We start from the raw sequence: 10,454 nt of genomic DNA, 5'->3' as shown, positions 1-10,454 counted from the left end.
AAGGACGATGCCCCTATCGGCCGCTAGCGCTACTTCCCGGGCTAGGCCAGAAGTGATGCGGTTTTGGTCCTGGAAGCGGTTGAGGATGGTCTTGGCCTGCTCGGGAGCGGGCAAAGTACCGCCACCGGAGTAAACCAGGGCCCGGGCCACCATGGCCGCCAGTTGCTCCCGGTTGATGAATTGATCGGGCTTAAAGGTACCGTCGGTGTAGCCCTTGACGATGCCGGCTTGGGCTGCAGCCTGAATCTCTTTGGCCGCCCAGTAGCTTCCGGATACATCCTTGAAGCTAGGGGCACTGGAAGAGGCCTGCAGGTTCAGGGCCCGAGCTACCAGGGCGCAGAACTGGGCCCGGGTGATGTTGCCCAAGGGGTCGAACTTGGTATCGGTCACCCCGTAGATGATGTGCCGGGAAGCCAGGTACTCGATGTCAGCCTTGGCAAAGGAGCCTGCCACATCGTTAAAGGTCTTGTGGTACTCCATCAGGGCGTACTCAGATAGATGCGGGGTGGTGAAGGTTACTACCTTCTTGTCTTTATCCACCTTGCCGCCCAGGTAGTCCCACTTCATCTTGGTGTCGGGGTTGTAGCGGTAAGCTCCGAGGAAATCGGGGTTAGTAACGCTTGCCGGGTCGTAGCTTACCGTCACCGTCACCGGTTTTTTGAAGGTGCTGGCAAGGTCTACGGTCTCTACCAGATCAAGCCCGACGGCAGCGCGAACAACAGGTCTACCTCCAGGTTCAAGAGGTGGGCCACGGAGAAGAAGACCTAGACCTCAGTCCGCGGAGCCCATTCCGACGGATCATTGAGCAATCGGACAGCGATGATTTTGTAGCCTCCCCGCCCCCCAACGTAGATGAGTAAAGCCGATTTGCTCCACCTCTCGCCGCCGTGCATACGTGTATGTAGCGGCCCCCACCCCCGGACGCGCCGGGCAGCACCGCTAAGCCGCAGTGCCGCAAAGCCGGGCCCGCAGCACCTCGCAGATGTTTGGCCACAGATTTTCACCCCTTTATTCCAGTACGATCCTTACCTTCTGCGGGTCCCTACCGCGGGGACGGATGCTTCGGCCAGGCCGGATAGTTTTCCTTTGAACTCTTCACCCGTACGAGGCCACCAGTACGTTAGGGTGTACAACCTTCTGCAGATTAAGCCCGACGGCCAGTCCTATAACCTCTATGCTGGCGGCAGCGGCCTTAACGAGGACAAGAACCTCTGGTTTAAGGTCAACGGCCAGATCCCTGGCACCCATACCTTCCTGGTGTACTATAAGAACGACGATGGGTCGTTTAGCTGGTACCAGGCCGGCGTTAAGTACGCTGAGCCAGAGCTGGGCCTGAACGTTCCAGGAACCGTATTCATCGGCAAGGACGCCACCGTGATCGCTACTGCATCTAACCAGAATACGGACATCGTTTACCCCAAGGTTCGCTTCAATATAACTCTAACCTGCCCAACTGCAACAGGAGACAGCTTACCACTAACCGTAAAGGATAACATTCAGGGTATTAACACCACATTTAAAACAACCGACGGGGGAAAGACCTGGACAGGCTACTGGGGTCCGGAACAGGGCTTTACGATGACTGGAGCAGGCGGGCTATAAGCAAGAGGGAGGGAATGCGTGGACTGCTTAACAGGGATCTACTGCCGTAAATCCAGGCTGTTGCAGTGGCAAGGTGGCCACGCCATTATAAACGGTCAGGCCGTTCATTTTAACCAGCTTACCGTTGATTTCGGCAAGATTTTTGTTTACTGGCAATTTTAATTTATCATTGTTCCTGGTAACCACAAACACGGGGTTGTTGGGATCACTGTCATCCCATTCCACCCTGGCGCCCCTGGCCGGGAAAGCGGTTTCTGCCGGCACGAAGAGCTTTTTGGTGGTTTCCTGTAAGTTAAGGCCCAGTACTCTCTCCATGTACTTGGCGATTTCAGTGTTTTCAATCACTCCCGTGGGCCGGTCGCCGGTCGGCGAGTACACGTACAGAACCACATCTTCACCGGTGTGGCCGTTGGTGGTCCACCCGATATGTGCCCGCTTGCTGATCATCGGTCCCACAACGTAATTTAACTTGCCTGGTTTGGCCTCTTTGATTGCTTTGATTTCAGCCTCCGTCAGATCGGTGATGCCGTAATAAGTTGCCATTACTTCTTTGATGTTGCTCCTGTCGGCGTTTAATTTTTTCTCGATGCCTTCAGCGGTCAGTTTTGCCCTCTTTAAAGGTTCGATGAATGCGGAAAGGGGCAGCTCGTCGTAATTTTTGCTGGTCTCCCGGTCTCCGATGGTGATTCCACCGTTACCGTGGTCGGTTACTGCGATGACAACGGTGTGCTTATCTTTTTTGGCAAAGTCCAGGGCCACTTTTACGGCGTTGTCAAAGGCCAGGATATCGCTGACAACACCCACCGGGTCATTGGCATGGGCGGCCCAGTCTATTTTACTTCCTTCCACCATCAGGAAGAATCCGTCCTTATCTTTAGAAAGCACCTCAATGGCTTTGCTGGTCATTTCCGCCAGGCTGGGCTGTTTTGCCGGGTCACGGTCAAAATCATAACTCAGATCTTTGGGAGCAAACATGCCCCACAACTTGTTGGAAGTGGACTTACGAAGTGCTTCCGGCGTGGTTACATAATCATAACCCAGGTCCTTGATTACCTTAATTAAGTCTTCCCTGTCTTTTCTGGCCTCGGGTGTCAGGTATTTGGAACCGCCGCCCAGCACCACATCTATACCGCTATATACCTGTTGTTCGAGGATATCATCATAGTTGTTCCGGTCCGGGTAATGGGCGGAGAAAGCTGCCGGGGTGGCATGGGGTATTTCACAGGTAACCACCAGCCCCGTAGCTTTTCCTGCCAGTTTTGCTGCTTCGAGGATGGTGGCCACGGGTTTCCTTTCATCACCCTTGGGGATAGGCTGGAGGCCGGGCATGTTGACAACGTCGGGCAAAACCGCCACGTAGCCGGTATGGGACTTAAAGTCGGTGGAGTAGGCTGTTGCCGCAGGTGCGGAGTCAGCGATGGCCGCATCGGAGGAGTAAGTTCTCACCAGGTCGCAGGCCATTTCATCCATGGCCAGAAGCGTACCGCCTTTATACCACCTGGCCAGAGTTGTACGGCCAATGCTCATGCCATCCGGGATCAACAGGATCATATTCTTTACGGCAGGGGCACTTGCCGCACCTGCAGGAAAGACAGAAATGCTGAACAACAGGAGCAAAACAATGAGGATGTTTGGGCTTGCCTCTGGCGGCGAAAGATGGTTCCCGCTTTGACAGCAGCACACTACGCTTGCGAACGGGAGCTGAACTGGTAAATAGCGGCATTTTGCCTGATATTCGAGGCCTGTATGCATGGAAGGAAAAAGTGTATTTTATTCTGGGGACTTTCGTGAGCACAGGCGAAAGCCCGGCGCTTTGCGGGCCATTGTTAAAGCACTCTCGGGCAAACCAGTAAATGTTATGCTGCTGGAGGAGACGACGTTCGGACGCCCTGAGGGAAAGATTCTTACAGAAAAGGAATTAGAGGACAAGAGGTTGTCCACGCGGAAAATCAAAGAGGTACTACGCCTTCACTGGGAATCAGGCCTGACCCAACGGCAAATCGCCCGCAGCTACAACCTGTCCAGCAGCACTGTCAGCGATTATCTGGCTCGCGCCAGAATTGCCGGGTTGTCATGGCCACTGCCCGAAAACCTTGAGGGAAACCTCCCTGGGGGCCCTTCTGTTTCCCGAAAAACCAATCCCTAACAAGAAAATGCCCGAGATTGATTTTACCAGAGTGCACAAAGAACTCCGGGGAAAAAGCGTCACTCTGCAGCTTTTATGGCAGGAGTATAAGCCTGAGCATACAGATGGCTACCAGTACAGCCGTTTTTGCGACCTCTACCGCCGGTAGTGCAAAACTCTGCACGCATCCCTGCGCCAGGTGCACCGGGCCGGAGAGAAGATGTTTGTGGACTGGGCCGGTAATAAGACGGTTCTTCTACGGGGCTTATTTTTCTCCATCCTGGTTGGTGAGGGATAACGCCCACCGGTAAACTTCTTGGGCCAGCGAGACTGCCCGTTTGTATTCAGCTTCATCTATTGGTTCCCAGTCTCCCGGGTAACGGGTTGTTACAGCGTAATCAGTAAGAATCGCGGCTTCTTTAAGTCTTTCGGGAACCTGAACTTTCCCGGACTCTTCAATTAACTTCAAAAGGTACCCAATAGAATGGGTTTTCGGGGTATCCACTTCCAGGAATGCCATTATACCTTTAAGGGACTTTTCAACTGCCTGCTGGGCATCAAAGCAAAGATCTTCGTAGAGAATATCTGAGTTTTGCCTGCCAAGTTCTGCCCTTGCGAGGTTACTTTTTGCTCTTTGGAACCACAGGCGCCATAGTTCATCGCTCATAAACTACCCGCCCTCTTGCGGCCTCAGCATACACGAACCCTCGTGAATTACGGTACCTTTCTATTTTTTCCGGGGTTTCTACAAGTATGTCCACGGCCGCTGGAACATCGACCAGGATTCTATAGATCTGGTGGGCTAAAGCACGGCGATTATTTATTCCTCGCTTTAGCACCAAAAGATCATAATCACTATACGATCCTTCCTGCCCCCTGCTCCTGGATCCAAAAAGAATAATTTTATCGGGGTTTACAGTCTTCACTATCTTTTCGACTACTAAATTAAGTACTTCTTCCACAGAGAGCCCCCCATTTTTGTCCTAGAAAAAGCCACTACTCCCTAAAAATAGAAGTTTTTCTTTGAAGAAGGTCATAATTACCACTACTTATTTGGGTTATCGGTGCTTCTTTTGTAAGATTATACCATGTAGAATGCTCAAACTCAACTGCCTTCCGTCGCTGAGGCCTGAGTGGGTGTTAATGCCCACATTATTTGACGCTTAATTGGCGGTGGGCTGGCCGAATAAGGCGGTGCTGCGAAAAGTGCGGCCTTCATGTCCAGTATTTCTCACGGATTTTCACCCCTTCCAAGGACAGCTCTCGTAAGCTCCTGGACTTCCCCCGCTGGGGTGTATCTCTTATGGTATGATTTTACTAAAGTTGGTATTTCCGGGAGGCGATAAAATGCCGGACCAAACTATAAGGATTGATCTCGAGTTGCCAAAAGAACTGTTCATCAAAGGCCGGGAATCGGCTCAACTGGTAAAAATGGAGGCCTTGAAGAGGCTGACGGCAACCTTTTACGCAGATGGGAGTTTATCCCTGGGCAAGGCGGCGAAACTGGCCAACGTTTCCAAACAGGAATTCCTCGATTTCTTGGCCGCACATAACATTCCTCTCAACTATGATCTCGACGAGCTAGAGGAAGACTTGGCGACCGTTAAGGAGTTTTTGCAAAATGAAAGTGGTCAAAATTAAGGAAGACATTGGGAAATAAACTGACGGCGGAAACTTATACCAGACCCTTCACCAGCAAGGTGAAGGGGTTTTTGTTGTCTCCACCTTGCCGTCTCAACGGCCCAAGGCTTAGAAATGGTAATTATTTCTCCCCGGGTCGTCCATAGACGCCTCCAGCATAAACTGAATTAATGAAAAAAGTGCAGTTATTTGCTTGATAATTGGAATCTGCTTCGAGGTACCGGTAGGCTTAGAGGTGGAAGGGTTTTTGCCCGGCCATCGGGCCTTAATAGGAGGTGGGGGCCATGGCAAAGCGGGAATTTGAAGTAATAGTAACCCGCAGCGGCTCCCAGGATGAACGTGAACAAGCCTACCGGGAAGCCATTCGCTTTCTTCTGTTCCGCCTTCCTGAACAGAGCAGGAAATTCTCGCAAGCAAGTCAAAGCAAAGTCAAGCTGAAGGAGGGTCAGGGAAGGTGAGCGCTGCACTGATATATTTACGAGTGTCCACTGAGGAACAGGCCGAACGCGGCTATTCCATTGCGGCGCAGCGGGAGGAATGCAGGGCCAAGGCCCAGGAATTAGGCGCAACTGAAATAACAGAATTTGTAGACGAAGGGGTCTCAGGCTCAATCTTAGAGCCCCCGCCCTGGTGGCGGCGCTGGAAAAGCTAAAAGCCGGCGGCATCCGCTGGTTTATTTGTTTAGATACCAGCCGTTTGTCACGCAGCGTGGCACACCAGCTTTTATTGATTGACGAGATAAAAAAGCAGGAGCGGAGTTGATTTTTGTCAACTCCAAGTTTACCGGAGCCATTTGCGTTGTGGACGTTTTTCTTCTGGCCGGATAAAGCTTATGCCAAGAAGGGGTGTTTTCCAGGCTAAGAGACAATGTTCCCAAGGTTGGTTTTGGCGTGAATAACCGCCGTGCTCCCTGCCATCCCCAGCTAAAGGGCGCACTTATCCCTGGGAGCACCTGTTGGTTATTTTATTGGCCCAGATTAAGCTCGGTCAGGCCGCCTTTACCAGGCTCCTCATGTTTATTGCTTGTTTTTCTCGGGTCCGGCCCACCGCCATGGCCAGCATTAACATTAGCGCCAGCGTGCACCGCAACTTCATCTTTTTAAGGCCGCGGATGAAATGCTTCTCCAATCCATAGGCCCCATCCAGGCGGCTGTTTACCCTTTCTACCGCAGTGCGCTGGTTATAAAGAGTGGTCCATTTGTAGCTGGACCGGGCAACCGGGGTGAAGACCCGCCGGTCTTCCTTAAGGGGAATGCGCACTCCCCCGGTTAGGCGGCACTGTTTTTCCCCTTTACACTCTATACCATAATGTCGGGCCGGGCAGCGGTATTTTAGGGTTTCACGGTCCTTTTCAAATCCCCCAAAGGGCATTTCTAAGCGTTTATTGGTCTTTAGGCAGTGGCAGTAGACCGTGCCCTGGTAATCGTAAACGATATTGTCCTTCCCGGTTACAAGGTGCGTATCTTCACCGTCCCGCCACATATCCCGGATATCGATGACCGGCTTAACCTGGTAGTTATCCCATAGTTTAACGATTAGTTTGGTGTCATCATAACCCTTATCGGCGGTCAGGACCTCACAGCGTTCTATAATCTCGGGCTGGTTTTGGGCCAGGCGTTCTAGGAGCTCATGTCCCTCTTTAGGGTCGCTTACAGAGGCTTTGGTTACACCAAAGCTTACGGGCAGCTCATAGACAGCGTCAACTATGAGGTGGAGCTTATAGCCAAACCAGGAAACTACTTTTTCCCACCGGGTGCCGTCTTGTCTTTTTCCCCGGTAGGTTTTCTTGCCAAAGTCAGCATCGGTGTCCCGGCGCCCATCGGGCTTTTTATCCCGCTTTGGCCTTTTGGCCAGGCTACTGATGGCTTTTGAGTCCATAGCCAAAGCCCGCCCGAAATCCGGCAGGAGCGTGCTTATTTCCTCGACCAGGCCAAAGAATATTTCTTCCACTTCGTCGGCATACTGCATGAGTTTACGGCAGAAACGACTATACACATAAGCTGGCGGTACCGCCTTTTCCCCCAAAAAAAGGTTAAACCCGCAAATCTCACGCAGTTGCGCATTCCGCAATAACTCCCGCCGTAGGCTTTCAATGGAGGGATGCTGATAAACTATTCCTGCCAGGATAGAGTTCCAGACTGCACGTACCGGATAGTCGTCCCGTCCCTTGCCGCGATCATGTTCCAGCTTTTGCATCAGCTTTTCATCGGGCAGGTGATTCACCACCAGCAGCAAACGCTCTAGATCCCCAAGCTGGTCAATTTCCTGCCACCCAAAAAGTTGTTTTTGCGGTATAATAGCCATGCAGGAAAACCTCCTCTGGTTATCTTTTTGGGTCAAAAAAGGATTCGCCAGAAATAGGGGGTTTTCCTGCTTATTACTTATTATTCCTTGGTTTTTCTCTTTTTTTCTCCTTTGGGGTCAATTTTGCCAGACCTGCCGCTTTTCACCTGCTAACCGGCATAAAAACCTGGACCATACTGGGGTAAAATATTTTTGCTAGCACCGTTAAATGGCCTATCTATCGTTACTTCCGGACATCGCAATTGGCTCCATGAGTTAATTTAAGGAAGCGAACTGGGTCCGGACAGAAGGGACGGTAAAGAACAATGAGGGCTCGATAGAGCGAAGCCCAAGACGGTTTCTATGCCTGAGGAGTAAAAGAGACAGCGAGTGACAATGAGGGCCGTGACTGGGGGCCGGTAAATTGAGGCCAGCAGGGTAGGATTTGATCAAGGAGGCGAGGGCAGCGGAAAAGGGAACTGGCTGGCACCCCCTATCCATCCCAGATATAGGCGTCGAAGCCGGCTTGTTTGAGGCGGGCGGCTAGGGCCTCGGCATGGGCGCGGTCCCTGAAGGCGCCGGCCTGAACTCTCCACAGCCGGGTAGATCCCGAGCCAGAAACCACATGGCGCGATGGTTCCTCAGGGCCGCGGTCAACCGCACCTCTTACTAACGACTGAGGGGGCAACACCGGCGGTGTCACCAGCGATGGTGGTGACTCTGGGGCCGGGCCCGACGATGGGTCGTCAGGCTGCACCCTGCCGGGCGATTTAGCGAACTGTACCGAACCAGCCGTGAGCTCGCCCTTTACCCTCTCCCAAGGAAAGTATCGGCCTGGGCAGCGGGTGGCAGCCCCCGGCACCAGCCGGTGGATGGTTACGTTGGCCGGGCTAATACTGTGTTCCGCAATTAGGCGGTGGAGGAGCCGCACCAGGGCCTCCACTTGTACCTCGGCCGGGGGATGATTATCGAAGTTGCCGATGAGGGCGATGCCAATGGCTTTGAAGTTCATTCCAGAAGCCTTGCAATGAGCCCCGGGGAGGTCAAGCGACCTCCCCTGCGCCACTTGCCCATCCTTTTCAATTACAAAGTGGTAACCGATGTCTCGCCAGCCCAATCCCCGGTGATAGCGACGGATCTGCTCGATATTCTTTTCCTCAGCGGCAGTATGGTGAATGACTACGTAAGTCCACTTCCGCATGGCAAAACCTCCTTTCCTCGTTTGCCGGCGACTAGTCAAGCACTCCGGCACCTCAGTGCCGGCCGTCCGAAAAGACCTCGAGATTGCCGGGATCGATGCCGCCCGCCGGTACCCTGCCAGACTCAAGGCTGGCCGGCGGCAAGGAACTGAAACTAACCGCGCCAGGGCCTGACCCCGGTCCACCTCCGCCACCGGTAGGGCTGGAGCTAAAGCTAGCCCCGATGCTGGGATTGGGGCCCGGAGCTGGGCCAGGGAACGGTGATGCCAATCGCCAGTCTACCGCATCTTTTAGCTGCTGGATGGCAACAGTGAGCGCATCTAGCTTTTTCTCCACCCGCATCAATAACCAAACCGCCACCACCATCGGGAACCCCCAATTGCCAACCTGGGCCCATAAGTTTTCCATGATCTCACCTCCTTTGCTGGAAGTTACCTTTTGATTTCTCCCGTGCGAATCTTGCCGAGTCGCAGTTGCCCATCGCCCAAGCCCTGGGCCACTCCCAGTCTAACCAGCTAACCACCGAGGAGCTGGGCGTGCGAGCGCGGGCCAATTCAAGCAGTCGGAAACCTCCGGGGGAGGGGGAAGGAGGGGACAGCCCCTCGCCAACAGCCTGTGGCTCCGGGACCTACCCTCAGCCCCCGCCCCCGGTTCCTAACCTTGCCTTTACCCTTACCTCCCTTGCGGCAATTTAACCTGAGGCTTAGGCAGTGGCCTTGAGGTCAATCTCGGTAACCTGGCGGTCCACCAGGCGAGCGCCGCGAACGCCGACCAGGTTGCCGCTGGGGGCGGTGAAGATGTTCTTGGCGATGATCATGTCCATGACCGCCTTGACCTCCGCAGCGGTTAGGCCATCCTTGGGATCGGCAACGGCCACGGTGGCGCTGCGCCCACCTTCGGTGGTAAAGAGCATCTCTAACCGGGCAGCCATAATTTCACCTCCTTTCCGCTTGAACCCTCACTTTCCAGGCTGTGCCCTTGGCCTTGCGCCCCACCAAGCCTGCCAGGGTTTAACCGCTGGCCACCGGCGGCTGGCAAGGCCCTTGCTCCCCAGCCCAGGCGGACCCAAGCCTTGGGTCCGCTGGTTTAGGGTTGGGTCGCTTCAACTAGGCTCGGCAATTAGGCTCCAGGAGCCAAGCTCGACTCCATCACCCGCTGGATGGCATAGACGGTGTGCATCTGCAGGCCGCCCAAGGCCTGAGCCACGTCGAAGACATCCTGATCGGCAGCCTCCGGCTTGACCCGGTTGAAGTTGCGGTTAACGATCACCGGGTTGCCCTTGGCGTCCACGCCGGTCTGCACTTGCAGGCGCAGGCTGGAGTCAACTGGGGTAACTACCACTGGCACTACCTTCACCTCCCTTCCTTTTCCGTGCTTGGTTTTGGCCCTGAGCCCAGCTAGCCAGCGAAACCCATCCAGCTTGCCGGTCTCCTGGGGCGGCGGCCCCGCCGAGGCCGCCCTTCCCCCGTTCCCCTGGGCCTTGAGCTTATTCTACGGCGGAAGACTTAGAGGCTCGAATCCCGAACTAGGCCGCAACCCGGAGGGGCTTTGGACGAATGAGGGGCAAATCGAACGGAAAAAGAGCGAATGGGGAAAAGGGAAAG

The 10,454-nt window shown here is 54.0% G+C and carries 13 protein-coding genes and 1 pseudogene; 5 read left to right on the top strand and 9 right to left on the bottom strand.

All coding sequences use genetic code 11. The features are described from left to right. Nucleotides 1-645 (bottom strand): S-layer homology domain-containing protein (locus H5U02_11495; GenBank protein MBC7343046.1); only part of this gene is annotated, 645 nt, incomplete at its 3' end. Nucleotides 646-1,086: 441 nt separating this feature from the next. Between H5U02_11495 and H5U02_11490 the strand changes: the two genes are divergently transcribed. Next, nucleotides 1,087-1,602, top strand: a complete 516-nt coding sequence (locus tag H5U02_11490; GenBank protein MBC7343045.1) for a hypothetical protein — start codon at nt 1,087-1,089, stop codon at nt 1,600-1,602. A 27-nt stretch (nt 1,603-1,629) separates the two neighbouring features. Here H5U02_11490 and H5U02_11485 read toward each other — a convergent pair whose 3' ends face one another. After that, nucleotides 1,630-3,354, bottom strand: coding sequence for an alkaline phosphatase (locus H5U02_11485; protein ID MBC7343044.1), 1,725 nt, complete (start codon nt 3,352-3,354; stop codon nt 1,630-1,632). Between H5U02_11485 and H5U02_11480 the strand changes: the two genes are divergently transcribed. Beyond that, complete coding sequence (locus H5U02_11480) at nt 3,353-3,748, top strand: helix-turn-helix domain-containing protein (GenBank protein MBC7343043.1); 396 nt, start codon at nt 3,353-3,355, stop codon at nt 3,746-3,748. The genes H5U02_11485 and H5U02_11480 overlap by 2 nt on opposite strands. A gap of 244 nt (nt 3,749-3,992) precedes the next feature. Here H5U02_11480 and H5U02_11475 read toward each other — a convergent pair whose 3' ends face one another. After that, complete coding sequence (locus H5U02_11475) at nt 3,993-4,394, bottom strand: HEPN domain-containing protein (protein MBC7343042.1); 402 nt, start codon at nt 4,392-4,394, stop codon at nt 3,993-3,995. After that, nucleotides 4,384-4,689, bottom strand: coding sequence for a nucleotidyltransferase domain-containing protein (locus tag H5U02_11470; protein ID MBC7343041.1), 306 nt, complete (start codon nt 4,687-4,689; stop codon nt 4,384-4,386). Before H5U02_11470 ends, H5U02_11475 begins: the two co-directional genes overlap by 11 nt. Before the next feature lie 385 nt (nt 4,690-5,074). Here H5U02_11470 and H5U02_11465 point away from each other — a divergent pair, with 385 nt between their 5' ends. The 3 genes and pseudogenes from H5U02_11465 to H5U02_11455 all read left to right on the top strand — a co-directional run bounded on the left by H5U02_11465 (nt 5,075) and on the right by H5U02_11455 (nt 6,153). Next, nucleotides 5,075-5,368, top strand: coding sequence for a UPF0175 family protein (locus H5U02_11465; protein MBC7343040.1), 294 nt, complete (start codon nt 5,075-5,077; stop codon nt 5,366-5,368). 284 nt (nt 5,369-5,652) lie between these two features. Next, on the top strand, nt 5,653-5,826 hold the full coding sequence (locus H5U02_11460) for a hypothetical protein (GenBank protein MBC7343039.1): 174 nt from the start codon (nt 5,653-5,655) through the stop codon (nt 5,824-5,826). Further along, nucleotides 5,823-6,153, top strand: a pseudogene (locus H5U02_11455) (recombinase family protein). The gene H5U02_11460 and the pseudogene H5U02_11455 overlap by 4 nt, the downstream one beginning before the upstream one ends. Before the next feature lie 202 nt (nt 6,154-6,355). On the opposite strand, the gene H5U02_11450 reads toward H5U02_11455, so the two are convergent. The 5 genes from H5U02_11450 to H5U02_11430 all read right to left on the bottom strand — a co-directional run bounded on the left by H5U02_11450 (nt 6,356) and on the right by H5U02_11430 (nt 10,197). Beyond that, nucleotides 6,356-7,672 carry a transposase gene (locus H5U02_11450; GenBank protein MBC7343038.1) on the bottom strand — a complete coding sequence of 439 codons (1,317 nt, stop codon included), beginning with the start codon at nt 7,670-7,672 and terminating at the stop codon, nt 6,356-6,358. Between the two features lie 472 nt (nt 7,673-8,144). Beyond that, entirely contained in the window at nt 8,145-8,852 is a 708-nt protein-coding gene (locus H5U02_11445) for an N-acetylmuramoyl-L-alanine amidase (protein ID MBC7343037.1), read from the bottom strand. Nucleotides 8,853-8,904: 52 nt separating this feature from the next. Next, nucleotides 8,905-9,258, bottom strand: coding sequence for a YvrJ family protein (locus H5U02_11440; GenBank protein MBC7343036.1), 354 nt, complete (start codon nt 9,256-9,258; stop codon nt 8,905-8,907). Nucleotides 9,259-9,553: 295 nt separating this feature from the next. Continuing rightward, nucleotides 9,554-9,781: a DUF2922 domain-containing protein gene (locus tag H5U02_11435; GenBank protein ID MBC7343035.1), complete on the bottom strand. Its 228-nt coding sequence runs from the start codon at nt 9,779-9,781 to the stop codon at nt 9,554-9,556. 188 nt (nt 9,782-9,969) lie between these two features. Next, nucleotides 9,970-10,197 (bottom strand): DUF1659 domain-containing protein, encoded by a 228-nt coding sequence (locus tag H5U02_11430; protein MBC7343034.1) that lies wholly within the window; start codon nt 10,195-10,197, stop codon nt 9,970-9,972. Nucleotides 10,198-10,454 lie beyond the last annotated feature (257 nt).

The sequence above is a fragment of the Clostridia bacterium genome (genome assembly GCA_014360065.1).
GTDB lineage: Bacteria > Bacillota > DSM-521 > Neomoorellales > JACIYF01 > JACIYF01.
This window is presented reverse-complemented; position numbering and strand designations above follow the sequence as displayed.